Raw genomic sequence first — 26597 nt, forward strand, 5'->3', positions numbered from 1 at the left:
GAGTCTTGCCACCGCGACACGGAGCGCCCCGACGATGTCCTTCCTGATCGACCCACCCTGGTTGTACGCCAACGGCCGCGTCATCGCGCAAGCGGTGCCGCCGGAGCGTCAGCGTCCGCTCGCCCTCGCGACGATCGGCGTCTTCGTCGTCACGAGCATCTCGCTCTACCTCGACAAGGGCTGGACCAAGCCGATCTGGCGCCTCTGCCGGGCGCGCAGCGGCCGCGACTGGATGCTCAACTCCGGCGTTTTCAAGCTGGACCCCGACCGCGCCGGCACGCCGACGCACGCCGTCAGCGCCGCGATCTTCGCCACCTATCCCTTCTGGCTGTGGCTCGGGCTGCGACACGGTCAGGACTGACCACCCGCTTCCCCTTCTTCGGGGAGGCCGGCGGCTACGAGTCCTTCTACGTGCGGGCGGTCGACCCCGCGCGCCCGCGCTCGGTCTGGCTGCGCCACACCGTCCACCAGGCCCCCGACGAGGCGCCGGTGGGCTCGCTGTGGCTGACGGTCTTCGATGCTGATCGGCCCGAGCCGCTGGCCTACAAGGAGTCCTCGGACAACCCGCAGGTCGATGGCTGGCTGCGCGTGGGGGAGAGCAGCTTCGGGCCTGACGGGGTGCACGGCGCCGCCGGGCCGGCCAAGTGGGATCTCACCTGGAGCGGCGCCGAGCCGCCACTGCGCCACCTGCCCAAGTCCTTCATGTACTCGGCGCCGCTGCCGAAGACCAAGCTGGAGAGCCCGCGGCCGCACGTCATCGTCAGCGGGACGGTGACCGTGGGTGGCCAGGTCTTCGAGCTCGACGGGTGGCCGGGGATGGTCGGCCACAACTGGGGCGCCCAGCACGCCGAGCGCTGGATCTGGCTGCACGGCGTGCTCTTCGAGGACCGACCCGACGACTGGCTCGACATCGCGCTCGGGCGCATCCGCGTCGGCCGGGTGCTCACGCCCTGGGTCGCCAACGGCGTCATCTCGCTCAACGGCGAGCGGGTCCGGATCGGTGGCCTGGGCGCGCGGATGCACGCCAACGAAGGCCCATCACATCTGGATCTCAACCTCCACGGCCACGACGCCCGTCTGCGGCTGACCGTCCACAGCAACCGCCCCCAGACCGTCGTCTGGCGCTACGCCGATCCCGACGGCGGTGAGCACCACGTCGCCAACTGCTCGATCGCCGAGCTCGAGGCCGTCGTCATCCCGCGCGACGGCATGGCCGTCACGCTGCGCACGGCCTACGGCGGGGCTTACGAGCTCGGCGCGCGCGAGGTGCCGGCCAACCTGCCGGTTCAGCCGTTCCCGGATCCGTAGGGCGGTCCGTGTCGAGCAAAGGGTCTATGTGACCCATAGGTCGACACAGACCGAGTCGCTGCGGTCAGCCCGCTGCACGCAGCCAGGCCAGCACGGCGAGCACGCGCAGGTTCCCGCCCGGTGCGGTGTGCAGGCTGAGCTTCCCGAAGATGTTGGTCACGTGCTTCTCGATCGCGCCGTCGGTGACGACCAGACGCTGGGCGATCGCGGCGTTCGACAACCCCTGGGCCATCAGCTCGAGCACCTCGCGCTCGCGCGGGGTGAGCTCCTCGAGCGGATCGTCGGCACGGCGGCGGGCGAGCAACTGGCGGACCACCTCCTGGTCGATCGCGGTTCCGCCCTCGGCCACGCGCGTGACCTGGGCGACGAAGTCCGACGGGTCGGCGACGCGGTCCTTCAAGAGATAGCCGACTGCGCCGGCGCCGTCCGCGAGCAACTCGGCGGCATAGGACTCCTCGACGTACTGCGACAGCACCAGCACCGGCGTGCCCGGCACGAGCTGCCGCGCCTCCAGCGCCGCGCGCAGTCCCTCGTCGCGCTGGGACGGCGGCAGCCGCACGTCGACGATCGCGATGTCCGGCCGGTGCTCCTGCACCGCCGCCACGAGCGCCGGACCATCGCCGACCGCGGCGACCACCTCGTGGCCGTGCGCGGTCAGCAGCCGCACGAGGCCGTCGCGCAGGAGGACGAGGTCTTCGGCGATCACGATGCGCATGGCAGCTCCGCTCGCAGCACGGTCCCGGCACCTGCCGGGCTGACGACAAGCAGGCGCCCGTCAAGCGCCTCGACGCGCCCGCGCAGGCCGGCGATCCCGGTGCCCGCCGACTCCTTCAACCCGCCGTGTCCGTCGTCGGTCACCTCGACGGCCAACACCAGGTCGTTGACCTCGCCCGTGATCGCGCAGCGCGCCGCGCCGCTGTGCTTGGCGACATTGGCCAGCGCCTCGGCGATCGTGAAGTAGGCCGCCGACTCGACCGCCGCCGGCAGCCGATCCGGCAGGTCGATCGCGACCGTGCACGGCACCGGGCAGCGCGCCGCCAGCGCGCTCACCGCCGCATCAAGGCCGCGATCGGTGAGGATCGCAGGGTGGATGCCGCGCGCGAGGTCGCGCAGCTCGACCAGCGCGGTCTTGGCGTCCTCGTGCGCGCCGGCCAGCAGCGCGGCCGCGGCCTCGGGGTCGCGCTCGAGCTGCTCGCGCGCCATCCCGATCTCCATCGCCAGGGCGACCAGCCGCGCCTGGGCGCCGTCGTGCAGATCGCGCTCGATCCGGCGCAGCTCGCCGGCCGCCGCGTCCACCGCACCCGCGCGCGAGACCTGGAGCTCGGTGATCCGCTCCTGCTCCTCACCCTCCAGCAGCGCCTGGGCGAGCTTGGCCTGGACGAGCGCGCTGCCGCGCAGGATCCAGGCGCCGAGCACCGCCGCCGGCGGCCCGGCGAGCGCCGCGAAGACGACCATCCAGCCGACCGAGCGGATCGTTGTGACGCCCACCTCGACGCCGTCGGGCAGCGACCACGCCCACAACGGCAGCGTCAGGAAGCCGAGGCCGACGCTGAACGCGGTGACCCCCGCGACGAACGACGCGGTGCCGACCGCGAACATCAGGATCAACCACACCAACTCGCGCCACGTCATCGGATCGGTGATCGCGTTGCGCACGCGCTGCACGATCGTCTCGCCGCGCCAGCGCCGTCGCGACAGCGGGATCGGCACGCCGGCCAGCGCTCCGCGCATCCGCTCGCCGTTGGCCCACAGCTGCGTCAGCCACATGTCGAGCAGCAGCTTGGGGATCCCGATCAACGTGATGATCAACAGGATCGACAGGAACGGGCCGACGAAGAAGAACGTCAGCGCGAAGATCCCGGACGCGAGGCCGAGCGAGATGTAGGCGAGGTCCTTGAACGGCGTGGCGGTCAGGGGAAGCTTGGCGATGCGCCAGAACACTGCAGGCAGGATGACCGGCGCGGCGGCGGCGCACAATCCGGGCCTCCGCCCGGACAGCAGTGGGGGAATCCGCAGCGGTTCTCGCTCTACAGTGCGATACGCCCATGATGATCGTGATGAGTCCGCAGGCCACGCAGCTGGAAATCGATGCCGTCGTCGCGCGCCTGGAGACCACCGGCGTGCACGTGCGGGTCATGCCCGGCGAGCTGACGACCGCGATCGGCGCGATCGGCGATCCGGAGGGTGTCCGCGAGCTGGGCCTGGAGGGCCTGGGCGGCGTCGACCGTGTCGTGCCGATCTCACGCCCCTACAAGCTGGCGTCCTCGGAGCTCAGCCACCACGAGGCGACGGTGCTCGACATCGCCGGCCGCAAGGTCGGTGGGGGCAAGACCTTCACCTTGATCGCCGGGCCGTGCACGGTCGAGACGCGCGAGCAGACGCTGGCCGTCGCCCATGCCGTCAAGGCCGGTGGTGCGGCGATGCTGCGCGGTGGCGCGTTCAAGCCGCGCACGTCGCCGTTCGCCTTCAAGGGGCTCGGCGTACCCGCGCTGGAGATCCTCGCGCAGGCGCGCGAGGAGACCGGGCTGCCGGTCGTCACCGAGCTGCTCGACAGCGCGCACGCCGAGGCGATCGCCGAGCACGCCGACGTGGTGCAGATCGGCGCGCGCAACATGCAGAACTACGCGTTGCTCGAGGTCGCGGGCAAGCTCGGCAAGCCCGTCCTGCTCAAGCGCGGGTTGTCATCGTCCTTGGACGAGCTGCTGATGGCCGCCGACTACGTGCTCAAGGAAGGCAACGAGAACGTGATGCTCTGCGAGCGCGGCATCCGGACCTTCGAGACCGCCACGCGCTTCACGCTCGACCTCGGTGCGGTCGCGTGGCTCAAGCTGCACACGCACCTGCCGGTGATCGTCGACCCGTCGCACGCCGCCGGCGACCGCCGGCTGGTCGAGCCGCTCTCTCGCGCGGCCGCCGCGGTCGGGGCTGACGGCATCATCGTCGAAGTCCATCAAGATCCCGAGCACGCGCTCTGCGACGGGCCGCAGGCGATGTTCGCGTCGAGCTTCCACGCGTATGCGCGCGACGTGGCCGCCCATGCTGCGCTCCTGGGCAAGGTCCTGGCCTAGGGCATGTCCTTCGCGCGGCGATGACCGAGCGCAAGTCCTTGACCCCGCGCGTCGTCGAGGCCATCGAGGCGCGGCTGCGCCGGCGGCTCTCCCCGCGCATGCTGCGCCGGGCCTACCGGGCCGGGTATCTCGCGCTGCGTCCGTGGTGGTTCGTCACGCGGCCACACACCATCGGGATGAAGGCCGTCGTCTGCTGCGGTGATGAGGTGCTGCTCGTCCGCCACACCTACGCGCGCCGCGACCAGTGGGACATCCCCGGTGGCTACGTGCGCGCGGGCGAGGACGCGTCGGTCACGCTGCGTCGAGAGCTCAAGGAGGAGTTGGGCATCGAGCCGCTGACGGTCGTCCCGATCGCCGAGGTGGCGTCGCGCTTCGATCGCAAGCGCGAGCGGATCCACGTCTTCGCCGTGGAGGTCGCCGCGGGAGTCGAGCTTCGACCCTCGGAAGCCGAGATCGCCAGCGTGTGCTGGGCACGCCACGACGCGCTGCCGCCCGACGCGACCGTCTTCGCCCGGCGGATGATCGCCCGCTCCTACTGGGAGATGTTCCGCTAGGGTTCGCGCCTGGTGATGGCCCGCCGGGCCACTACCATGTACTGCGTAGGCCCCGTGGTGTGCGACCGCCGGGGGATAAACCTGCCCGTGGTGTGCGACCGCCGGGCTTCATCTCCGAGAGGATCATTTTCAATGCCCGAAGCCGTCATCGTTGACGCCGTCCGGACGCCTGTTGGCCGAGCCTTCAAGGGCTCGCTTGCCTCGCTGCGCCCCGACGAGACCCTTGCGTTCGTGGTCGATCAGCTGCTCGAGCGCAACCCCGGTGTGGACCCGACCACGGTCGAGGAGCTCATCGCCGGCTGCGGCCTGCCGCAGGGCCTGCAGGCCAACAACATCGCCCGCATCGCGGTGCTGCTGAGCGACAAGCTCACGCAGACCACCAACGGCGTGACCGTCTCGCGCTACTGCGCGTCCGGCCTCGACGCCATCCGCGCCGCCGCGAACGCGGTCGTCGCGGGCCAGGGCGACGTCTACATCGCCGGCGGCGTCGAGTTCGTCTCGCGCTACAACGCCGCGCAGGAGGCCGCCCACCCCGAGGATCAGAACGAGAACCTCCAGGGCAACAACGGCCAGCCCAACGCCTACATCGCGATGGGCCTGACCGCCGAGAACGTCGCCGACAAGTACGGCGTCTCGCGCGAGGACCAGGACCGCTACGCCCAGCGCTCGCAGGAGCGTGCGGTCGCGGCCCAGGAGGCCGGCGTGTTTGACCGCGAGATCGTGCCCGTCACGCTCGCCGACGGCACGGTCGTCTCCAAGGACGACGGGCCGCGCGCCTCGTCGACCTACGAGAAGCTCGCCACGCTGGAGCCGGCCTTCAAGCCGGGCGGCACCGTGACGGCCGGCAACTCGTGCCCGCTCAACGACGGCGCGGCTGCCGCGCTGATCATGAGCGCCGAGAAGGCCGCGGAGCTGGGCCTCAAGCCCCGCGCCCGCATCATCACGGCGGCCACGTGGGGCAACGAGCCCGAGTACATGGGCGTTGCGCCGATCGGTGCCATCAAGAAGGCGCTGGACCGCGCCGGGATGACGGCGTCGGACATCGACATCACCGAGCTCAACGAGGCGTTCGCGGCCCAGGTGCTGCCGATCGCCTCCGAGGTCGGGATCGATCTCGACGACCTCAACCCGCACGGCGGCGCGATCGCGCTCGGCCACCCCTTCGGGATGACCGGCGTGCGCATCATGACGACGCTGCTCAACGACCTCGAGACGCTCGACAAGACGATCGGCCTCGAGACGATGTGCGTCGCCCAGGGTCAGGGCGAGGCCCTGATCGTCGAGCGCCTGAAGTAGCAGTCTGGTGATCCGGCGCTCATGACCTACACGTTGAAGCCCATCGACGACGCGTTCTTCGAGACCGCGCCGATCGTGATCCCCGCCACGGTGGAGCTCGCCGCTCCGGCCGAGCAGGTGTGGGAGGCCTTGGGCAGCGACGCAATGTGGTCGTGGGCGCCGATCATCGACCAGCTGGTGTGGACGACGGGTCGGCCGCAGACGGTCGGCGCTGTGCGGCGCCTGCGGCTGTTTCGGTCGGTGACGATCGAGGAGGAGTTCTACCGCTGGGACGTCGGCCGCCGGGCGACGTTCCGGGTTGTGGAGCAGTCGCGCCGATTGTTCGATGGGCTGGCCGAGGACTTCCTGCTGGAGCCGGGCGTGGGTGGTGGCACGCGGTTGACGTGGACCATGGCCGTGGCGCCGCGGCTGCCGGGTGCCGCGGCGCTAGGCCGCTTAGCGCCCGTGCTCGCGCGTGGCAACGCGCTGGCCATCGGGGGGATCAAGAAGATCTTGTAGGTCTTCGTTGGCTCGCGGCCTTCGTGGGCTTCGGGGTGGGGGTGTGGTGTGTGGTTGGTTGGGCGGCGCTCCGTGACGTCGCCACCGCGCTCGGGTGGTCTGGGGTGTTGGGTGAAAGTGTTGCGCTGTGGTTCGGCGCTCATTTGTGTGGGCACCGAACGGGCGCCGCGCGGATGTCGACATCACGGATCGCCGCCTCGTCCCGACGCGCTCGCGCTGCAAACGCACGGCTGCGCGACTTGCCATTGATCTATGTCGTCTAGACCCCGCATATCGGGGTCTCGACGACACGGATCGCCAAGCGCGTTAGGAACGGCCGCCTGGGCGCCGGCGGACGACGAGCCGACGCCGCGAGCGACCGATCCCGCTCACTCCCTCGGTGCCGACAGACCACCTTGCGCACAACGACCAACGGTTGCGCGGAGCGCCCAGACGCCGGTACCCAGGTTGTCGTGGCGGCCGCTCAGCAGCCAGAGTGCAACGACCGCAACAACTCTGTGCAGCTGACCAATTCCGTCCTCCGCGCCAGCTAGGCTCCGCCTTCATCCAAATACATTACCCCCGCGCCGTTGGAGCGGCCGGGGGCATGACCCAAGGAGCCGTAACTCCCATGAGTACCCCGCAGCGTACCCACGCGCCGACGACGCTCGTCGTTGACCGCCAGACCGCCGACGTCCTTCGCGACGAGGCCAAGAAGGTCGCGATGTTCGAGCACGACCACTTCGAAGACCTGCTCGACTTCAGCCCCGACGCCCAGCACGGCCTCTTCCAGCGCTACCGCGACGTCTTCGATCTCATCGACGCCGTCGGCTGTAACCCCGACAAGGTCGACCCTGCCCAGGACACTTTCGAGGTCCCGTTGACCGAGGACCTGATCAACCTCCTCGGCCTGCGCCGTTACGACTTGGCGATGAGCAACGCCGACCGACTCCCAGAGCACAACGGCCCGATCTCACCCGAGACGCTGGCCGAGATCACCCACGACCGCCTCGCCGCCCAGGCGCTGGACCGCCTCTTCAGCACCTACGCTCGCGCCGTCGCTCGCGGCTGATCAGCCTCCTCGATCCGGCGTGGTGCACCGTGCGCACCACGCCGGTATCAGGAGCGCGCCGCGGGGCTTTCACTCGCCGCTGTGTCGACACTGCGACGAAATCGCGTGGTGGGCTCGTTGTCCCAGAGTCCACTGAAAGGGTGGCGGGCGGGCCTTGCCTGTCGCAAGCGTGCACACCGCGGATCGCCCGCAAGCTCTCAAGTTCTTCGACGTGTCCCTCAATCTCCGAGCTGTCTCTCGACTGGCCGGTCCTATTGGCCGGGTTGCCGAGCGACTTCGCTCGCCGCAAACAAGCTCGGCGCTCCGCGATGCGCAGCGTCACCGCGGAACCTTCCCGTCGGCGCGAGACGATCTGCTCTGGCGTATCAACCACATGGGGAACTGTCGACTCGACACTCCACGCCGCTTGGCGGTTTTCGACGATGCCGTCGCGGCGTTCTGCCCGTCGGGCTTCGAGTTTCGTCCCGACTATTCCGCGTGCGAGGTGGTCACGGTCAACGGTGGTGCCATCAGGCTCAGCGGAGAGCTGTGGACAGTGGCGGGGAAGCCGCGAGTATCGAGCGCGTCCTGCACGTCCGAGGGCGTGTCGCCAATCATGAGTTCCTGCGAGTCCATGGCGACTACCAGGGCACCGCGCTTGCTCCGCTGGTCATTCGTCAGTCGTTCCTGTTCTTCGACCGCATCGGCATCGAGACGGCGATCGTCCATGCCGGTCTGGAGACGGGCGTCTATTACTGGGCGAGGTGTGGGTTCGACTTCCTCAAGGAGGAGGAGCGTGAGCACGTGCGGGCGTGGTTCAGCGTCATGCTTGATGCGCTGGGCCTCGACTTTGACGACAACCTCCAGACTGCCTACCAGCTCGTCAACGTCGGCAAGGAGACGGACGAGCGCGTCTCGATGGAGATGCTCGCCAAGGTCTTTCCTGGGGGCGCCGAGAACGTAGAGGTCCGAGAGCATTTCGAGAGCGCGGCAGTGGGCAACGGAATGGCGTATGGCCAAGAGATGGATCTCGGCAAGGCGCTCTTTCTCAGCTACCCGCGGGCGTGGTGGGGGTACATGGACTTGAACCTGAAGGCGGGGCAGCGTGTGCTGTTCGAGGTCTACGCGCAGTCACGGCTTCAGCAGGCGGCGTGTTGAGCAGGTGTTGCGCCAGTCGAACACTCGTTGCTACTCTCAAACACAAAACCCGACCCGAAACCAGAGATGAGATGAAGCGTCACGTCGACAATGGAGCTCTCTACGCCGCGCTTGAGCTCAAGCGCGAGGAAGTCGGTCGGTCGTGGAGAGACATCGCCCAGGATCTCGGGGTAAGCCCATCGACGTTCTCGCGCTTGTCGAAGGGCAGTGGGGTTGATACCGATACGTTCGTCACGTTGACCGGGTGGCTGGGCGTATCGCCTGAGAGCTTCGTTGTGGGCGAGAAGGCGTCTCCTGAGAGATCCGAGGAGACGATGGCCGTCATCGCCAGCTATCTGCGAGCCGACCGGAACCTCAAGCCGAGAAGTGCCACGGCCATCGAGACGGTTCTCCGGGCCGCCTACGTTCAGCTCTCAGAGCAGCCCGCGCCGAAGTAGACGCTTGCCGGTCCGGCTCTAAGCCGCCGGGAAGGATCCCCGCGGCGCGGGGTCTTGCGCGGTATGGGGAACATGCTTGTGTCGGTATCCAGGGCTACCGTCGTGCTGCTGGTCGCGTGGGGATGCGCGACGGCGACGGCGATGGCAGATGACCATGCGGTCACGTTCCCGCTCGATGCTCTCCCGGCGCCCTACTCGCCGCCGGACACGAACGCCGCGGTGGGCGACACCGTCACGTTCAGCGGTGCGTTTGCGAGCCACCCGCTGGTCTGGACCAACGGCGACTTCCCCACGCAGTCCAGCGGCACGACCAACACCTACACGTTCACCCACCCGGGGACCTACTCGTTCCACTGCGCGATCCACACGACGACGATGGTGGGCAGCGTGCACATCGCGGGCAACGCGTTCGCGACGCCCGACTTCAGCTGGGCACCGACGAGCCCGAAGACCGGGCAGCCCGTGACGTTCACGCCGGGGCCGTTCACCGATCCAGACGGCACGGTCGTGCGCTACGAGTGGGATCTCAACGGCGATGGCATCTTCGAGGCCACGGGCGCCGCGCCGTCGAAGACCTACACCTCGGTGGGGAGCTACAACGTCGGGCTGCGCTACGTCGACGACAGCCACGAGACCTCGCCCACGACGACCCATGTTGTGTCCGTCGCTCAGGGGCCGACGACCGGCGGTGGTGGCGGCACGGGTGGCGGCGGCACCGGCGGCGGTGGGACCGGTGGCGGCGCAACGGGCGGCGGCGGAACGACGCCACCGACGTCACCCAAGCCCGGGAGCCCCTCGACGGGCTCCGGTTCGGGCGGGACCGGCGGGACGGCCACCCCGTCGGGTGGCGGCGAGCAGGGCGCGGGCGCGGGTCCCAGCTCCGGCGGCACGATCGCCCTTCGTGTCCGCCTCGGCGCCCGCGCTCTGACCTTCCGCTCCGGTCACACGACCGCGACCGTGGTCCTCAACCTCTCGGGGTCGGCGAAGGCGACGCTGCGCCTGGGCAAGACGGTGGTGGCGACCGGCAGCGCGACCCTGCGCGCCGGCACCCGCACCATTCGCCTGAAGCTCACCAAGGCCGGGACCCGCGCACTGCGTCGCGCGCACGGCGGCGTGCGCGCGACGCTCACCGTCTCCGTCCGGCGCCGCGCCAGCGCCAAGGCGACGACGGCGCGGCGGACGCTGACGGTGAAGCTCGCCTGAGCGACGAACGACACCGAACCCGCGATGTGCGCGGGTTCGGTGTCGTCGAGCGTCTTACCGCGGCGCCATCCGGATCGCCCCGTCCAACCGGATCGTCTCCCCGTTCAGCATGGGGTTGACCACGATCTGCTCGGCCAGCTGCGCGTACTCCGACGGACGGCCGAGGCGCGGGGGAAAGGGGATCGTCTTGCCGAGCGACTCGCGTGCCTCTTCCGGCAGCGCCGCGAGCAACTGCGTGTCGAACAGGCCGGGTGCGATCGTGTTGACGCGGATGCCGTACTGCGCCAGGTCGCGGGCGACCGGCAGCGTCATGCCGACGACGCCGCCCTTGGACGCCGAGTAGGCGACCTGGCCGATCTGGCCGTCGAACGCCGCGACCGAGGCCGTGTTGATGAGCACGCCGCGCTCGCCGTCGGCGTTGGGCTCGTTGCCGATCATCGCGGCCGACGCCAGCCGCAGCACGTTGAAGGTGCCGATCAAGTTGATGGCGATGATGATCTCGAACGGCTGCAGCGGGTGCGGGCCGTTGGAGTTGGCGATCTTCTGCGCCCAGCCGGTGCCGGCGCAGGTGATCGCGATCCGCAGCCCGCCGTCGGCCGCGGCAGCCTGGTCGACCGCCGCCTGCACCTGCTCCTCCTCGCGCACGTCGACCTGGACGAACGTCGCGCCGATCTCGTCGGCAACCGCCTGGCCCTTCTCGGCGTTGACGTCGGCGATCGTCAGCACGGCGCCGGCCTCGGCCAGCCGCCGCGAGGTCGCCTCACCGAGACCCGAGGCCCCGCCGACGACCAGTGCACCACTTCCGGAGATGTCCATGGGCGGGACCCTATTTACGTCAGCTCGTCGGCGTCGGCGCCCGGACGAGGCCGTCCTTGCCCGCCGCCTTGGACCCGCGCAGCGCCTTGTCGGCGCGTTCCAGCAACTCGGCCGGACCCTCGGGCTCGACCCACTCGGCGACGCCGCAGGACACGGTGATGCCCTCCTGGCCGCCGTCGGGGCGGGTGATGTGGATCTCGCGCAGGACGCGCAGGGCGCGTGCGGCGGCGATGTCGGCGCGGGGCCCGCGGACGTTGGGGAGGATCACGACGAACTCGTCGCCGCCATAGCGCGCGACCTGATCGAAGCTGCGGTACTCGGCGCGCAGCGCCTCGGCCACGTGGCGCAGCAGGACGTCGCCGGTCGGGTGGCCGTAGGTGTCGTTGACGCGCTTGAAGTCGTCGAGGTCGAGGATCGTGACGGCCAGCGGCGTGTTCTGGCGGCGGGCGCGGGCGATCTCCTCCGACAGGCGCTCGCGCATCGCGCCGTGGTTCAGACAGCCGGTCAGCGGATCGATCGCCGCGGCCAGCCGCGCGTCGCGCAAGGCGATCGCCGTGCCGGCCAGGTCTGACAAAGCGCTCGCAGTGTGCAGCTCGGCGGGATCCCACACACGGGGCTCTCGCGAGCCGAGCAGGACGACGGCGCGCACGGTGTCGCCCGCGGCCAGCGGCAGCACAGCCGCCGAGCGCAACCCATAGGTCTTGACCAGCTGCTGAGGAAGGGCGCCGTCGACGCTGGCGTCGGCGACCGTGGCGGCCTGGCCCGCGTCGGCGACCCAGCGCAGCGCGTCGGGCAGGTCGTCGGGGCGCAGGACGTACTCGTTGGAGCCCCCGTCGCGCATCACGACGATGCCGTGCGCCGGATGGCCGGCGTCGAGCACGATGACGTGCGCCTGGTCGACCCCGAGGACCGTGACGAGCTCCTCGCCGAGCGCGCGTTGGACCGCGGGCAGACCCGCGTCGCGTTGGGCGAGACGCGCAAGCCTCTCCACGCTCTGCAGGAGCCGCTGCATCCAGGTTCTGTTTCGCTCTCTTCCGGCCGCGGCGCTGATCTGCAGGTCATCCGTGCCTGGGCGCCGCCTGGCCGGGAGCGAACAGTCTAGAAGTGGAGCTTCGTTGTGGGAAGGGGAGCTTCCGCCCCTTCTGGGTAGGTTCAGGCGCGGACGCGTGCGAGGTTCAGCGCGAAGAGTCCAGCTTGATCGGTGAGGCTCTCCACGAGCTCCATCCCGGCGGCGGCGAGGTCGCCGCGGATGCGCTCGGGCGTGAACTTCGCGCTGATCTCGGTGCGCAGCTCCTCGCCCGCGGCGAAGGTCAGCCGCAGCCCGAGCTTGCCGATCAGGATGCGCTGGGGGCGCCGCGCGCGCAGGCGCATCTCGATCCACTCGCGGTCGCGGTCGAAGAACGCGACGTGGTCGTAGGCGTCAGGCTCGAAGTTCGCGTCGAGCTCGCGGTTGAGCACCGTCAGGACGTTGCGGTTGAATGCCGCGGTGACGCCGGCGGAGTCGTCGTAGGCCGCCTCGATGATCGCGGGGTCCTTGACGAGGTCGGTGCCGAAGAGCAGGAAGTCGTCGGGGCCGAGCAGCTGCGAGAGCGTGCGCAGGTAGCGCCGCCGGCTGCCGGGCGTGAAGTTGCCGATCGTCCCGCCGAGGAAGGCCACGATGCGCGGGCCGCCGTCGACGGGCGGTGGGACGTGCTCGAGATGGCGCTCGAAGTCGCCGACGATGCCGTGCACGCGCAGCCCGTCGAACTCCTCCACCAGCCGCTGCGCGCTGGCGCGCACCATTGACTCGGTCACGTCGATCGGCACGTAGCGGTCCAGCGTGCCGGCCTCGTGCATCGCGGCCAGCAGCAGGCGCGTCTTGGCGGCGGTGCCGGAGCCCAGCTCGACGAGTTCGGCCGCGCCCGTGCGCGCCACGATCTCGGCCGAGCGCTGCTCGAGGATCTCCCGCTCGCAGCGCGTCGGGTAGTACTCAGGCAGCTCGCAGATCTGGTCAAACAGCTCGGCGCCGACCGCGTCGTAGAAGTGCTTGGGCGGCAGCTCCTTGAACGGGCGTGTGAGCCCGTCCAGGACGTCGTCGGCCAGCGTGCGGTGGTCGCCGCCGCCGAGGAACGACTCAATGACGATGCGTTGCTCGGCGGTGCAGGTCGTTGCGGTGATCGAGTCCATCAGGTTGGCTCTCCGAGGTCGCGGGCCAGCCGCACGCCGGCAAAGATCTGCCGTCGCTCGGGGAGGTCCCAGTTGCGGAACGTGGCGGTGGCGACGCGAGGATGCGTCGCCCAGGAGCCGCCGCGCAAGACGTGGTACCGGTCACCGAAGAAGACTTCGGAGTACTCGCGGTACGGAAAGGCCTCGAAGCCGGGATAGCCGCCGAAGGTCGAGGCGGTCCACTCCCACACGTGCCCGACGCCGTCGAGGCGGGCTGAAGCTTTCTCCCACTCGGCCTCGGTGGGGAGCCGTGCTCCGCACCACCGGGCCAAGGCCTCTGCCTCGAAGTACGAGGTGTGGCAGGCCGGAGCGTCAGGATCTCCGGCCGCCACGGAGGCGTGGTGCGTGATGTCGTACTCCTCCTTCCACGCCCAGCCCTCCGAGGACCACCACTCGCGGCGCACGTAGCCGCCGCCCTCGACGAAGTGCAGCCAGGTGGCGTTGGTGACCGGCCGCAGCGCGATGGCGAAGGCGTCGACGTCGACCGCGTGGCGCGGCCGCTCGTTGTCGTAGGAGAAGACCGCGTCGCTCGCGCCGAGCGCGTGCGTGCCGGCGGCGACGTGCAGCCAGCCCTCGGGCGTGGTCAGCGGCGGCAGCGTCGGCTCACCGGGCGCCAGCAGGCCGGCGATGGCCATCGCCTGGCGCATCGTCTCGGTGTGCTGAAGCTCGTGCTGGAGGACCATCTCGTGCAGGACCGGGTCGGGCCCGGTGATCTCCAGCGCAGCGAGCGTGCGCGCCCGGACTTCGTCGAGGTAGGCGACGGCGTCGTCGTACCCGAGGATCTCGAGGTCCCCGCGCACGGCGCGCGGCGTCTCGAAGGCGTCGTAGAGCGCCGCGAGGTCGGGGCGCAGCAGCTCCATGCCCGCGTGGCGATGGGCCAGCCAGAGGTCCTCGTATGCCGCGATGTGCCCGAGGTCCCAGACGAGCGGGCTCATGATCGGCGCGATCTGCCGCTCGAGGTCCTCGGTGGCGAGGTGCGAGACCAGCGCCAGCGTGCGCTGGCGCACGGCGGCGAGATCTTCGACCACGTTGGCGGTGTGGGTGACCGTCATGGCTTGGTCCGTCATGCCCGACGGGGCAGACGTTACAACGTCGGCTTCGCCCCTTCGACCAGGTTCGGCGCGCGTGCGCTGCCTTGCGGCGTCAGCCCACGGGGTTCTGCTGCTCATCGCGGATGACGTGCATCACCGCGTTGATGAGCGCCAGGTGCGTGAAGGCCTGGGGGAAGTTGCCGAGGTGGCGGCCGGTGGAGGCCTCGAGCTCCTCGGCGTAGAGGTCGAGCGAGGAGGCCAGCGACAGCAGCCGCTCGCAGAGCTGGTGGCCCTGCTTGCGCTCGCCGATCTCGATCAGCGCGCTGACCAGCCAGAAGGAGCAGATCAGGAAGGTGCCCTCCTCGCCGCTGAGGCCGTCGTCGGTCTCGTCGGTGCGGTAGCGCAGGACCAGGCCGTTCTCGGTCAGCTCGTCGGCGATCGCCATGACGGTGTTGCGCACGCGCACGTCGTCGTGGGGCAGGAAGCGGACGAGCGGGATCAGCAGCAGCGAGGCGTCGAGGTTCTTGGAGCCGTAGAACTGCGTGAAGCGGCCGTTCTCGTCGATGCCGCGCTCCATGATCTCGGCATGGATCTCGTTGGCGACCAGGCGCCAGCGATCAGCGATTTCGTTCTTGCCGCGGCGGGCGGCGAGACGGGCGCCGCGGTCCAGCGCGACCCAGCACATCAACTTGCTCGAGACGTAGTGCTGGGGGTCGCCGCGCGACTCCCAGATGCCCTGGTCGGGCAGCCGCCAGGAGGCGATCGCCTGCTCGACCTGGTCGTGGATGACCGGCCACAGGCGCGCCGAGTTGTGCCCGTACTCCTTGGCGTGCAGCCAGAAGGAATCCAGCACGGCCCCGAAGACGTCGTTCTGGCGCTGGCGGTAGGCGTCGTTGCCGATCCGGACCGGCTGGGCGCCCTCGTAGCCGGTGAGGTGGTCGAGCGTCTGCTCCTCCAGCTCTCGCTCGCCGCCGATCCCGTACATGATCTGCAGCGCGCCGTCCTCGTTGCGGCCGAGGTCGGCGACGAACTGGATGAAGTCGTCGGCCTCCCAGTTCAGCCCGAGGGAGTGCAGGCCGCTGAGCGTGAAGGTCGCGTCGCGCATCCAGGTGAAGCGGTAGTCCCAGTTGCGCTCGCCGCCGGGCGTCTCGGGCAGCGAGGTCGTGGGCGCGGCGACCAGCGCGCCGGTCGGCGCGTAGGTCAGCCCCTTGAGCGTCAGCGCGCTGCGCTCCAGGTGGTTGCGCCAGCGGTGGTCGGGGAAGTCGGCGTCGGCGAGCCAGCCGCGCCAGTACTCGCTCGTCGCGGTCAGCGCGGCGGTCGCCTCCTCGGCGGTGCGCGGTCCGTCGAGCAGGCGCGACCACGAGAGCGCGCAGAAGCGCGTCTCGCCCTTCTCGATGCGATGGCGTGCGCGGGCCAGGCCACCCTCGATCCCGAGGTTGAGGTCCGACATCAACCGCAGCGTGGGGCCACCGTCGGTGGCGTCGAAGGCGTAGGAGTCGTTCGGGACAGTCGACCACGTCGCCGGCACGCGGCCGTAGTCGAACATCGGCTCGCAGAGCAGCTCGATCTGGGCGTTGCCGTGGATGCAGGTGATCGTGCGGACGAGGACGTGATGGGCCTCGTAGTCGGCCGGCGGGCGCGTGTGCGCGGTCGTCGAGCCCTGGGTGCGCTCGCGCCACGGGCCGATGACGAGCGCGTCGCGGACGACGACCCAGCCCGTGGGCGTCATCCACGTGGTCTCCAGGATCATCGTGCCGGGCTCGTAGCGGCGGCCGGCGGGGACGCCCATCGCCGACGGCCCGAGGCGGAAGCCGCCGGCCGAACGGTCGAGGATCGCGCCGAAGACGCTGGGGGAGTCAAAGCGCGGCGGGCAGAGCCACTCGATCGTGCCGTCGGGCGCCACGAGCGCGCCGGTGTGGCAGTCGCTGAGGTAGCCGTAGTCGGCGATCGGCGGGAACGCGGAGCGCACCGGGGTGCGCTCGACGAACGGGGTGGTGTCCCGGACCTCGACGAAGCCGGGGTCCATCGCGCCCGCGCGCGGCGGGGAGTCTTCGGTGTCCGGCGTGACGGGCGCGGTGGCGAGGTCGATGTGCGGATCCATGAGTGGGTTCTCTGGGTGATCGGCCGCGGGGGACAGGACCGCAGGGTGATTGGTCGACCGTCCACAGTATCGGCGCCGGCGCCTGGTTCCTGCACGAAGACCTGCCCAACGGTCCAGCCCTGACGGACCCCTAAGGGTGGGGGTGGGGTTTCCCCCCGTCGCAGACGCCGGGCCCCCGCATGGCGCCGCGGCACGCCTCCGACGATGCTCCTGGCCATGACCTCCTCCCCTTCCTCCTCAGCTCAGCACTCCCGCTCCCTGGCCGCGCGCATCGGCCGCTGGAGCACCCGCAACCGCGGCAAGGCGATCGCCGGCTGGCTCGTCTTCGTCGCGATTGCGCTCTTTATCGGCAGCGCCGTCGGCACCGTGACGCCGTCAGACGACAACAGCGGCCATGGCGACTCGGCCACGGCCGACCGCATCGTGGACAACGCCTACCCCGACCGTGCTGGTGAGACCGTCCTGGTCCAGGCACCAGCTGAGAGCGGCACGACCGCTCGCGATCCTGCCTTCCGCGCCACCGTCAATGACGTCGTCAAGGGCGTCTCGGGCCAGCCGGGCGTGGTCGGAGTCAAGTCGCCGTACGGCGCCGGCAACACCGGGCAGATCTCTGCTGATGGTCGCTCGGCGCTGGTGACGTTCGACATCAACGGCGACAGCGATCTCGCTGAGAAGCGCGTCGACGCCGTCGAGAACGCCGTCAAGGCCGCCGGTGACCAGCATCCGGCGATGTTCGTCGGCCAGTTCGGCGACGCCAGCGCCGACAAGGCCCTCAACAAGGCCTTCGGCGACGACTTCGCGCAGGCCGGCATGCTGTCGATCCCGGTCACGCTGATCATCCTCGTGCTGACCTTCGGCGCGCTCGTCGCCGCCGGCGTGCCGCTGCTGCTCGGCGTCACCGCGGTGGTCGGGACGATCGGCCTCCTCGGCCCGATCAGCCATCTGGTGTCGCTCAACGACTTCATCAACGAAGTGGTGTTGTTGGTGGGGTTGGCGGTCGGCGTCGACTACTCGCTCTTCTACCTGCGCCGTGAGCGTGAGGAGAAGGCCCGCGGCCATTCGGCCAAGGACGCCGTGGCGATCGCCGCCGCGACGTCGGGCCGGGCCGTCCTGATCTCCGGCGTGACGGTCATCACCGCCATGGCCGGGATGCTGCTGGCCGGCGACTCCACGTTCACCGCGCTGGGCATCGGCGCCATGTTGGTGGTCTTCGTCGCGATGATCGGCTCGGTCACCGTGATCCCGGCGCTGCTGTCGGGCTCGGGCAAGTGGATGGAGCGGGGCCGCATCCCGTTCCTGGGCAAGCGCATGAGCGCCGCCCGCACGCGCGACATCGACAGCGGCGGGCGCGCGTGGAACTTCGTGCTCGACCGCGTGCTGCGCCATCCGGTCGTCTCGGTCGTCTCGGCGACCGCGCTGCTGCTGGTCATGGCGTCGCCGGTGCTGCACATGCACACCGCCGACAGCGGCACCGAGGCGATCCCGCGCTCGCTGCCGATCATGAAGGTCTACGACAAGATGCAGGCCGCGTTCCCCGGCGGCGAGATCCCCGCCGAGGTCGTCATCAAGGCCAAGGACGTCACGTCGCCGAAGATCACGGCTGCGGTCAAGCAGCTGAAGCGCGACGCGATCGCGACCGGCCAGGTCAAGGAGCCCGTCGACGTGACGGTCTCGGCCGACAAGACGGTCATGCAGATCAGCCTGCCGATCCTGGGCACGGGCACCGACAAGGCGTCCAATGATGCTCTCGCGACCCTTCGTGGCGAGGTCGTGCCGAAGTTCGCCGATGCGGCCGGGACCAAGGCCTACGTGACGGGCATGACCGCCGGCTCCAAGGACTTCAACGACCTCATGAAGTCCCGCTGGCCGATCGTCTTCGGCTTCGTGCTGAGCCTCGCGTTCCTGCTGTTGATGATGACGTTCCGCTCGATCGTGATCCCGGTCAAGGCCATCGTGTTGAACCTGCTGTCGGTCGGCGCCGCCTACGGCGTGCTGACGTGGGTCTTCCAGGACGGCCACGGCGAGAAGCTGCTGGGCTTCCAGTCCACGGGATCGGTCACCAGCTGGCTGCCGATGTTCCTGTTCGTGATCCTCTTCGGGTTGTCGATGGACTACCACGTGTTCATCCTCAGCCGGGTCCGCGAGGCGTTCGATCGCGGCATGAAGACCGAGGACGCGGTCGCGCACGGCATCAAGACGACGGCCGGCACGGTCACCAGCGCGGCGGTCGTGATGGTCGCGGTGTTCGGGATCTTCGCGACCCTGAGCTACCTGGACTTCAAGATGATGGGCGTGGGGCTGGCGACCGCCATCCTCGTCGACGCGACGCTCGTGCGCGCCGTGCTGCTGCCCGCCACCATGAAGCTCCTGGGCGACTGGAACTGGTACCTGCCGCGCTGGCTGGAGTGGTTGCCGTCGCTCGGCCACGAGGCGTCCGTCGCGGTCGCCGCGCCGGTCCCGTCCGAGGAGGCCGAGGCCGCCCAGGACCGCGAGCTGATCCCGGCGTGAGCGTGATCTAGCGTCGCCAAGCCCCGATCCGGCGTCGAGGGACGAACGATGGTCGCTCTCCGACCATCAATCGTCCCTCGATGTCGTTGTGCCGGGCGTTGGTGGCGCCCAGTGCGGGGCGCGTTGGGTGCTGCGCGGCGGGGTTCGTCGGCACCGAGGGTGAGAGGCGCTGAGGGCGGTGCGAGGCAGGGCCGATATGGCCGGGCCGCCGTGGTGGCGCACATGGGCGATCCGGGACGAGATCGGTCATCCGCTAGCGGCCCCGGCGGGGCGGGCCTGCCTGGCGCGATGTGGTCGCGCTCGACAGGCCCACCCTCGGCGGACGACGAGCCAGCGCCCGAGGCGCGATGCCGCTCCTCACTGCCAACAAATCGCGCCGCGCACCGCCGACCGGCGTCTGCGCTGAACACCAACAACGCCTGAGCCTCAGCGCCCCGCGTAGTCCTCGTCTTCGCGGTGGCGTTGGGCGCCGGCCTCGGTCAGGGACCACGTGCCGTCGTCGGCCGGCTCTGCCAGGCCGTCGGCGGCCAGCGAGGTGAGGTTGAGCGGCGTGCGCATGTCGGCGCGGCCGCGGCCGATGGCCTCGTCGAGCGCTGCGACGGTCACGGGGACGCCGGCTTCACCGCCGGCCAGCTCGGCCAGCGCGGTGAGGACGTGGAGGAGGTCGCGGCGGCTCACGAGCACATGGTCGCAGGCGGGCAGAAACCCCCGCAAACGGGCTGAGTCAGTACCACTTAGCATCAGAAATCGGAAACTGGTCCATCGACGGGGCAAGTTGGTGAGCAACGCTTTAGTGTCGCCGCCAATGCCTTCGCGCCAAACCCTCATCGCTCTGTCCATCTGCGCCGTCGCCGGCCTGTCGGCGCCCGTCGCGCACGGCACCGTCGCCGCCAAGCACAAGTGCGATCCCAACTACAAGGGACGCTGCTTGAAGCCCAACGTCAGCGACTACGACTGCGCGGGCGGCAGCGGCAACGGGCCCTACTACGTCTCAGGCCCGTTCCGGTCGGTCGGCAACGACCACTACCGCCTCGACGCCGACCACGACGGCATCGCCTGCGAGCGGTAGCCCGCCCGCAGCGGCGCGCTACGCGGCGACGACCGCCGGTCGTGCGAACGACGACGCGCCCGGGATGATCGGCGCCGCGTCGACGCCGTACCACTGCTCCAGCAGCGAGCAGTAGACACCGCGGAAGTCGCTGGTGACCATCAGGTTGCTCTGCGGATCCAGCGACGTCAGGCCCGGGAACTCGCCGACCATCTGGCCCGCGGCCTTGGTGCCGATGACAAACGAGGTGCCGGCCGCGCCGTGGTCGGTGCCGCCGGCGTTCTCCTGCGGGCGGCGGCCGAACTCGGTCCAGACGTGGATCAGGACGCGGTCGGCGATGCCGCGCGCCTCGATGTCGCGCTGGAAGGCCAGCAGCGTGTCGAAGGCGTTCTGCACGTCGCGGCCGATCGTGTTGGCCTGGTCGGAGTGCGAGTCCCAGGAGCCCGGCGCGTCGACCGCGACGGCGCGGACCGGCACGTTGGCGGCGAGCATCGAGGCCAAGACCTCCAACTTGCGCCCGAAGTCGTCGGTGCCGTAGCTGGTGGCGTGCGGCACGGCGTTGCCCTGATAGGGCAGCAGCGTCGTGCGGATCGAGTCGACCTCGGTCGCCACCAGCCGCGCCTGACCCAGCGCCTGGTCGCTGGTGGGCAGCGCGCCCAGGCCGCCGATGGCGCCGTACATCGGCGCGAGCACCGGGTTGCCGACGCCCGGCACGTACAAGCCGAACTGGTCGGGCCGGTAGACCGCGGCGACCGGCACCTGCGCGGCGGCCAGACCGGGCGACAGGTACGAGTTCATCGACAGGCCCTGCAGCGGGTTGTCGGGCACGCCGTGCTGATCGAGGAAGCGGCCGAGCCAGCCGAAGTTGCCGTCGACGCTGAGCTCGCCGACCTCCCAGAAGTGGCGGCTGGTGAAGTGCGACTGGTTGGGGTGGTCGTAGCCGATCGCCGGCATCACGGTGACCTTGCCCTCGCCGTGCAGCGTGCGCAGCGAGTCCGCCGCGGCCGTCCACTGCAGGTTGGGGTCCTCGGCGAAGGTCCGCGTTGCATCAGGGTCGGTCTTCAGCGTCGGGCGCAGCGTCGTGTACTGGGAATCGCCGACGGGGGCGAGCACGCTCAGCCCGTCCATCCCGCCGCCGAGGAAGACCGAGACGAGCACGCGGCTCGGGTCGCCCGCCGCGTTGGCGATGCCGGCCTCGAAGGCGTCGACGCCGAGCTTCGAGCCGCCGTAGACGGCCAGCGCGCCGCCGAGCGTGCGCGAGATGAACGTGCGCCGGTTCAGCCCGGTGCCCGCGGGCGCGGGCATACCCGCCTCGATCGCCGGCAGACCGGCGCCGGCGCTGGCGGCCGAGCGCTGCAGGAAGCGCGCGCGGGTGAACTCGTTACAGCAGTTGCGGGGAGCCATGGGAGTCGTCTCAGCAGGTCTGGGCGTCGGCGGAGGTCAGGATCAGCAGGCGCAGCGCGTTCTGGCGCATCGCCCGGTAGGTGCGCTTCTGGGTGGCGTTCATCGAGCCCGGAAGAGCGCTAGCTGCGAAGGCTTTAATGTTGGTTACAGTCTCCGCGCTGAGCGCCGGGTTGCCGACGGCGGCCAGCGCTGCGGCGACGGCGGTCGCGCCGTCCTCGGTGTCGGAGTAGGTGTTCGGCGCCGAGGTCGACAGCTGCGTCGGGGCCAGTGCGACACCCGTCACGTGCCAGCGCCCGCGCCAGGTCGAGGTGTCCATCCAGCGCGTGTCGTCCCAGCCGCTGACGTTCGGCGGCTCGAAGAGCGTCTGGCCGGTCTCACCGCTGAGGTAGGCCCACTCATCGGTGTCGATGGGGCGACCGAGCGCGCGCAGCAGGCCGGCGTTGGCGACCACCGGTGGCTTGACCATCGCCGGCCCGTCGAGGAAGACGGGATGGCGGAAGATCAGCTCCAGCACCGGCGTGACCTGATAGCCGGAGTTGACGTAGGCCGCCTGCAGCGTGGCCTGCGTCGGGCCGTCGGGCGCCACCGGCACGAAGTAGGACCACAACTTGGTCACGAAGAACGACGGGTGCAGCGGGTTCTGGAGGCAGAGGTTGCAGACGTCCTGCCACGAGAAGTTCCCCGAGTTGCCGAAGATCGACTTGGTGGTGTTGTCGTGCCGCGTCGGGTCGAAGCGGAAGTTCGTCAGGCCGACGCCGTCGACGTAGTCGGCGACCCAGCCGGTCAGCGCCTTGGCGGCCTGGCGGATGTCGGTCTCGGTGTAGGCCCCGCGGTCGGCGCCGAGCGTGAACAGCTCCATGACCTCGCGGGCGAAGTTCTCGTTCGGCGAGCCCTTGCGGTTGTCGATGCCGTCGAGGAACGTGAGCATCCCCGGGTCGACCGTCACGTCGCGCAACAGGTTGGCGAACGAGCCCAGCGCCGAGCGGCGAAAGAGCGCGTTCTGGCCCAGCAGCAGGTCGATCTGCACCTTGTCGCGGTTGCAGGCAAACCAGTCGTGCCAGACCAGCGCCATGCGCTCGACCAGCGGCTGGTCGCTGCGGACCATGCGGTCCAGCCACCACAGGTGATCGTGGCCGTAGAGGTCGTAGGGCTGCAGCGCGCCGCCGTCGCCGTCGTTGGCCGCGGGGCCGACGAGCGTCGCCTCGCCGACCGGATGGACCAGCTCGGCGATCGCGGCATCCAGGCCCATCGCGGCGACACGGGCGACATCGCCGGGCTTGGGGCCGAAGCCCGCGCGCCACAGCAGGCGCTCGGCCTGGCGGGCGGACATGGGGACCGCGGGCGGCGGGGTCCACGAACCCGCCGGGTCTGCCGGCGGGTTGGGGGAGGGGCCGGCGCCAGGATCGATCGGCGTCGACGGCGGGAAGGCGGGAGCGGTGGGCTTGTAGCCGATCGGGGTGTGCGCGGGCTTGCGCACCACCTTCTTCTTCTTGACCGGCTTGCAGACCTTGACGTGCTTCTTCTTGCCGTGCACCTTCTTGGTGACGGTTTTGCAGGTGCGCTTGGGGGCGGCCTTGTGCTTCTTCTTGACCGGCTTGCGCTTCTTGGCGTGGACGGTGGGCATGAGCGGGGCACAGTGTCCAGATGCGGACATCGGGCCTCATACGGACGTCCAGGGCGGTGATCCAGCGGCGCTCAGACGTTCCAGGCGCGGATGGTGCGGACCTCGCGTTCGAAGCCCAGGCGACACAGCGCACCGGTTCCCAGCGCGAGCCGTCCGGCGAAGCTCGCCGGCTGCTCGGTCCAGCGCGCGCCGATGACGCGCAGGACGTGGCCGTGGGCGACCAGGGCCACGTCGCCGTCGACCGAGAGCGCCTCGGCGATGATGCGGTCGGCGCGGGCGCCGACGTCGTCGGGCTGCTCGCCGCCGGGCGCACCGTCGCGCCACAGGTACCAGCCCGGCCGCGCTTGGCGGATCTCGTCGGTGGTGATGCCCTCGTAGTCGCCGTAGTCGTACTCGAGCAGCTCGTCGCGAGGCTGCGCCGCATCGCCAAGGCCGGCCAGCGCGGCGGTCTCGCGCGCTCGCTGCAACGGGCTGACGAACACGGCGGCGAACGTCGTGTCGCCGAGCCGTGCGCGCAGCGTCGCGGCGTGCGCGCGCCCTTCCTCGGTCAGCGGGATGTCGGTGCGGCCCGTGTGCCGCCCGGCCTTCGACCAGGCGGTCTCGGCGTGGCGGATCAGCCAGACCTCGGCGGCCATCGGCCTAGGCCGGCAGGGCGGCGTTGTCGGCCATGACCAGCAGCTTGGCGCGGTCCAGCAGCGACGCGGGGTAGGTGCGGTCGGGGCCGGCCATGACGCGCGCCAGGGCCTCCGACTTGCCCTCACCGGTGACCATCAACACGATCCGGCGCGACGCGTTGAGCTTGGGCAGCGTCAGCGTGATGCGCTGCGGCGGCGGCTTGGGCGAGTCGCTGATCCCGACCGCAATGCCATGGGCGCCCAGCAGCGGGTGGTTGGGAAAGAGCGAGGCGGTGTGGCCGTCGGGGCCCATGCCGAGATGGGTGATGTCCAGGACGGTGTCGCCGAGCGCACGGCTGTACTCGATCGCGCCCTCCGACGGTCCGAGCGTCGCGGGCATCGGATGCCAGACCGCGCCGCGCGCGCGCAGGCGCTCCTTGACCTGGCCGTGGTTGGACTCCGGGTCGTCGAACGGCACGCAGCGCTCATCGCCGTACCAGAGGTGGACCGCGCTCCAGTCGTCGAGCTGCCCATCGAGCAGCTCGTAGCAGCGCATCGGCGAGGTGCCGCCGGCCAGGCAGACGTGGGCGACGCCGCGCGCCTCGCGCGCATCCTGGATCGTGGTGACGAGGTCCCGTGCGGCGTGGCGGGCGAGGCTCTCGGCGTCGGGCGTGCGGACGAGTTGGACGGGCATGGAGACTCCCTCCTAGGCGCTCGCATCCAGCGGGTGCTGGGCGGTGGCGAGCTCCTGGTCGGCGCGGATCACGTGCATGACGGCGTTGATGAGCGCGAGATGGGTGAAGGCCTGCGGGAAGTTGCCGAGATGGCGGCCCGAGCGCGGGTCGATCTCCTCGGCGTACAGCAGCAGGGGCGACGCATAGCTCAACAGCTTCTCGCACAGCTCGCGGGCTCTCCGCGTTTCTCCGATCTCGGCCAGCGCGCTGACCAGCCAGAACGAGCAGATCGTGAACGAGCCCTCCTCGCCGCTGAGGCCATCATCGGTCTCCTCGACGCGGTAGCGCAGGACCAGGCCGTCCTCGGTCAGCTCGTCGGCGATCGCGTTGACGGTCGCGACGATGCGCGGGTCGTCGGCGGGCAGGAAGCGCACGAGCGGCATCAGCAGGCACGAGGCGTCCAGCGCATCGGTGTCGTAGTGCTGGACGAACACGCCGCGCTCGTCGGTGCCGCGGTCGATGACCTCGGCGCGGATCTCGTCGGCCGCGGCCTGCCAGCGGGCCGCGCGCTCGTGGTCCTCGCGCAGCCGCGCCAGCCGCGCGCCGCGGTCACAGGCGACCCAGCACATCACCTTGGAGGAGACGAAGTGCTGAGGCTCGCCGCGGACTTCCCAGATGCCGCGGTCGGGCAGCCGCCAGTTCTCGATGGCCGCCTCGACCAAGCGGCAGAGCAGCGGCCAGACGGTCTCGGGCAGCGCATCGCGCGACTTGGTGTGGAGGTAGATCGAGTCGAGGATCGCGCCCCAGACGTCGTGCTGCTGCTGGTCGAACGCCCCGTTGCCGATCCGCACCGGCTTGGCGCCCTCGTAGCCGTCGAGGTGGTCGAGCGTGCGCTCGGTCAGATCCTTCTCGCCGCCGATCCCGTACATGATCTGCAGGTCGCCGGTCGCGCCTTCGCCGGCGACGTCGGCGATGAAGTAGAAGAAGTCGTTGGCCTCCCAGTCGAAGCCGAGCGTGTAGAGGCCCCAGAGCGCGAAGGTCGAGTCGCGGATCCAGGAGTAGCGGTAGTCCCAGTTGCGCTCGCCGCCGGGCGTCTCGGGCAGCGAGGTGGTCGACGCGGCGACGATCGCGCCGGTCGGTGCGTAGGACAAGCCCTTGAGCGTCAGCGCGCTGCGCTGCAGGTAGCCGCGCCACGGATGATCGGGGAAGTCGCCGTGGGCGAGCCACTCGTGCCAGAAGTCGGCAGTGCGGACGAGGTGGCTGTAGGCCTCGTCATAGGACTGCGGCGCGCCGTGGGTCGACCACGACAGCGCGACGTAGGCCGTGTCGCCGTCGCGCATCGTCGTGCGGGCGCGGGCGCGGTGGCCCTCGAAGCCGAGGCGAAGGTCGCTGGTCAGGTGGAGCTCGAGATTGCTGCCGGGCGCCGTGGCCTTCGCACGGTGATAGCCGTCGGCGGTGTACTCCCACGTGGGGTGCGTCTCGCCGTAGTCGAAGACGGGCGAGCACTCGAGGTTCATCTCGACCGACCCGTTGACGCAGCGCAGCGTGCGCAGCAGCACGTGGTCGGCGTCGTTGTCGGTCGGGCTGCGGCGGTGTGACTGGGAGCGGTCGTCCTCGTGGTGCCACGGGCCGATCAGCAGCACGTCGCGGACGATGACCCAGCCGGTACGCGTGCCCCAGGTGGTCTCGACGATCATCGTGCCGGGCACGTAGCGCCGGCCGGCGGGCACCGTCTGGTCGACGGGGGAGAGGCGAAAGCTGCCCGCGTCGCGGTCGAGGATCGCGCCGAAGACCGACGGCCCGTCCATGCGCGGGAGACACAGCCACTCGATCGCGCCGCTGGGCGCGACCAGCGCGGTCGTCTCGCAATCGGAGAGGAAGGCGTACTCCGCGATGGGCGGGAAGGGGCTTCCGCCCAGGGGCACATCGCCGACGATCTGGCGCATTGCGCAGGGAACCTACTTGACGGTCCCGTCGTTTCCGCGTCCGTGCTGGACGGCGGGCCCAGTACGGTGGCCTC

At 70.2% G+C, this 26597-nt stretch carries 25 protein-coding genes; 12 read left to right on the plus strand and 13 right to left on the minus strand.

Annotation, left to right across the window (positions count from 1 at the left end):
- Positions 1-34 precede the first annotated feature (34 nt).
- Together VGO10_RS05710 and VGO10_RS05715 are read left to right on the plus strand one after the other, a co-directional pair.
- The gene (locus VGO10_RS05710) at positions 35-361 is read left to right on the plus strand and encodes a hypothetical protein (RefSeq protein WP_327466073.1); all 327 of its coding nucleotides are present in this window, start codon (positions 35-37) and stop codon (positions 359-361) included.
- Complete coding sequence (locus VGO10_RS05715) at positions 331-1308, plus strand: hypothetical protein (RefSeq protein WP_327466075.1); 978 nt, start codon at positions 331-333, stop codon at positions 1306-1308. Before VGO10_RS05710 ends, VGO10_RS05715 begins: the two co-directional genes overlap by 31 nt.
- Before the next feature lie 64 nt (positions 1309-1372).
- On the opposite strand, the gene VGO10_RS05720 is transcribed toward VGO10_RS05715, so the two are convergent.
- Complete coding sequence (locus VGO10_RS05720) at positions 1373-2023, minus strand: response regulator transcription factor (protein WP_327466077.1); 651 nt, start codon at positions 2021-2023, stop codon at positions 1373-1375.
- Positions 2011-3249, minus strand: coding sequence for a sensor histidine kinase (locus VGO10_RS05725; RefSeq protein WP_327466078.1), 1239 nt, complete (start codon positions 3247-3249; stop codon positions 2011-2013). Before VGO10_RS05725 ends, VGO10_RS05720 begins: the two co-directional genes overlap by 13 nt.
- Positions 3250-3353: 104 nt before the next feature.
- Between VGO10_RS05725 and aroF the strand changes: the two genes are divergently transcribed.
- The 8 genes from aroF to VGO10_RS05765 all read left to right on the plus strand — a co-directional run bounded on the left by aroF (position 3354) and on the right by VGO10_RS05765 (position 10552).
- A complete protein-coding gene (aroF, locus tag VGO10_RS05730; protein ID WP_349258920.1) occupies positions 3354-4376 on the plus strand; it encodes a 3-deoxy-7-phosphoheptulonate synthase in 1023 nt (340 codons plus the stop codon).
- Positions 4377-4396: 20 nt separating this feature from the next.
- Complete coding sequence (locus tag VGO10_RS05735; RefSeq protein WP_327466080.1) at positions 4397-4930, plus strand: NUDIX hydrolase; 534 nt, start codon at positions 4397-4399, stop codon at positions 4928-4930.
- Positions 4931-5062: 132 nt separating this feature from the next.
- Positions 5063-6226 carry an acetyl-CoA C-acyltransferase gene (locus VGO10_RS05740; protein ID WP_327466082.1) on the plus strand — a complete coding sequence of 388 codons (1164 nt, stop codon included), beginning with the start codon at positions 5063-5065 and terminating at the stop codon, positions 6224-6226.
- 21 nt (positions 6227-6247) lie between these two features.
- Positions 6248-6724, plus strand: coding sequence for an SRPBCC family protein (locus VGO10_RS05745; protein ID WP_327466084.1), 477 nt, complete (start codon positions 6248-6250; stop codon positions 6722-6724).
- Positions 6725-7334: 610 nt separating this feature from the next.
- A complete protein-coding gene (locus VGO10_RS05750; protein WP_327466085.1) occupies positions 7335-7775 on the plus strand; it encodes a hypothetical protein in 441 nt (146 codons plus the stop codon).
- 528 nt (positions 7776-8303) lie between these two features.
- Positions 8304-8912 carry a hypothetical protein gene (locus VGO10_RS05755; RefSeq protein WP_327466087.1) on the plus strand — a complete coding sequence of 203 codons (609 nt, stop codon included), beginning with the start codon at positions 8304-8306 and terminating at the stop codon, positions 8910-8912.
- 71 nt (positions 8913-8983) lie between these two features.
- A complete protein-coding gene (locus VGO10_RS05760) occupies positions 8984-9349 on the plus strand; it encodes a hypothetical protein (RefSeq protein WP_327466089.1) in 366 nt (121 codons plus the stop codon).
- Between the two features lie 141 nt (positions 9350-9490).
- Positions 9491-10552 carry a PKD domain-containing protein gene (locus tag VGO10_RS05765; RefSeq protein ID WP_327466090.1) on the plus strand — a complete coding sequence of 354 codons (1062 nt, stop codon included), beginning with the start codon at positions 9491-9493 and terminating at the stop codon, positions 10550-10552.
- A 54-nt stretch (positions 10553-10606) separates the two neighbouring features.
- Here VGO10_RS05765 and VGO10_RS05770 read toward each other — a convergent pair whose 3' ends face one another.
- The 5 genes from VGO10_RS05770 to VGO10_RS05790 all read right to left on the minus strand — a co-directional run bounded on the left by VGO10_RS05770 (position 10607) and on the right by VGO10_RS05790 (position 16705).
- A complete protein-coding gene (locus tag VGO10_RS05770) occupies positions 10607-11368 on the minus strand; it encodes an SDR family NAD(P)-dependent oxidoreductase (protein WP_327466091.1) in 762 nt (253 codons plus the stop codon).
- A 19-nt stretch (positions 11369-11387) separates the two neighbouring features.
- Entirely contained in the window at positions 11388-12359 is a 972-nt protein-coding gene (locus VGO10_RS05775) for a sensor domain-containing diguanylate cyclase (RefSeq protein WP_327466093.1), read from the minus strand.
- A gap of 161 nt (positions 12360-12520) precedes the next feature.
- The gene (egtD, locus tag VGO10_RS05780) at positions 12521-13534 is read right to left on the minus strand and encodes an L-histidine N(alpha)-methyltransferase (protein ID WP_327466095.1); all 1014 of its coding nucleotides are present in this window, start codon (positions 13532-13534) and stop codon (positions 12521-12523) included.
- On the minus strand, positions 13534-14640 hold the full coding sequence (locus VGO10_RS05785; RefSeq protein ID WP_327466097.1) for an SUMF1/EgtB/PvdO family nonheme iron enzyme: 1107 nt from the start codon (positions 14638-14640) through the stop codon (positions 13534-13536). The genes egtD and VGO10_RS05785 overlap by 1 nt, the downstream gene beginning before the upstream one ends.
- Positions 14641-14716: 76 nt before the next feature.
- Positions 14717-16705, minus strand: coding sequence for a glycoside hydrolase family 15 protein (locus VGO10_RS05790; protein WP_327466099.1), 1989 nt, complete (start codon positions 16703-16705; stop codon positions 14717-14719).
- 216 nt (positions 16706-16921) lie between these two features.
- Between VGO10_RS05790 and VGO10_RS05795 the strand changes: the two genes are divergently transcribed.
- Complete coding sequence (locus VGO10_RS05795; protein WP_327466101.1) at positions 16922-19213, plus strand: MMPL family transporter; 2292 nt, start codon at positions 16922-16924, stop codon at positions 19211-19213.
- 426 nt (positions 19214-19639) lie between these two features.
- Here VGO10_RS05795 and VGO10_RS05800 read toward each other — a convergent pair whose 3' ends face one another.
- Positions 19640-19891, minus strand: a complete 252-nt coding sequence (locus VGO10_RS05800) for a hypothetical protein (protein WP_327466103.1) — start codon at positions 19889-19891, stop codon at positions 19640-19642.
- A gap of 127 nt (positions 19892-20018) precedes the next feature.
- Between VGO10_RS05800 and VGO10_RS05805 the strand changes: the two genes are divergently transcribed.
- The gene (locus tag VGO10_RS05805) at positions 20019-20282 is read left to right on the plus strand and encodes an excalibur calcium-binding domain-containing protein (protein WP_327466105.1); all 264 of its coding nucleotides are present in this window, start codon (positions 20019-20021) and stop codon (positions 20280-20282) included.
- Between the two features lie 18 nt (positions 20283-20300).
- Here the strand turns inward: VGO10_RS05805 and VGO10_RS05810 are convergent, their stop codons facing one another.
- From VGO10_RS05810 to VGO10_RS05830, 5 genes are all read right to left on the minus strand, one after another.
- The gene (locus VGO10_RS05810) at positions 20301-21665 is read right to left on the minus strand and encodes a DUF1501 domain-containing protein (RefSeq protein WP_327466107.1); all 1365 of its coding nucleotides are present in this window, start codon (positions 21663-21665) and stop codon (positions 20301-20303) included.
- 10 nt (positions 21666-21675) lie between these two features.
- Positions 21676-23289, minus strand: coding sequence for a DUF1800 domain-containing protein (locus VGO10_RS05815; RefSeq protein WP_327466109.1), 1614 nt, complete (start codon positions 23287-23289; stop codon positions 21676-21678).
- 71 nt (positions 23290-23360) lie between these two features.
- On the minus strand, positions 23361-23924 hold the full coding sequence (locus VGO10_RS05820; protein WP_327466111.1) for a histidine phosphatase family protein: 564 nt from the start codon (positions 23922-23924) through the stop codon (positions 23361-23363).
- A gap of 4 nt (positions 23925-23928) precedes the next feature.
- Positions 23929-24597 carry a 6-phosphogluconolactonase gene (pgl, locus tag VGO10_RS05825; RefSeq protein ID WP_327466113.1) on the minus strand — a complete coding sequence of 223 codons (669 nt, stop codon included), beginning with the start codon at positions 24595-24597 and terminating at the stop codon, positions 23929-23931.
- 12 nt (positions 24598-24609) lie between these two features.
- A complete protein-coding gene (locus VGO10_RS05830; protein ID WP_327466115.1) occupies positions 24610-26523 on the minus strand; it encodes a glycoside hydrolase family 15 protein in 1914 nt (637 codons plus the stop codon).
- Positions 26524-26597: the final 74 nt, after the last annotated feature.

The sequence above is a fragment of the Baekduia sp. genome, from assembly GCF_035996765.1.
Lineage (GTDB): Bacteria > Actinomycetota > Thermoleophilia > Solirubrobacterales > Solirubrobacteraceae > Baekduia.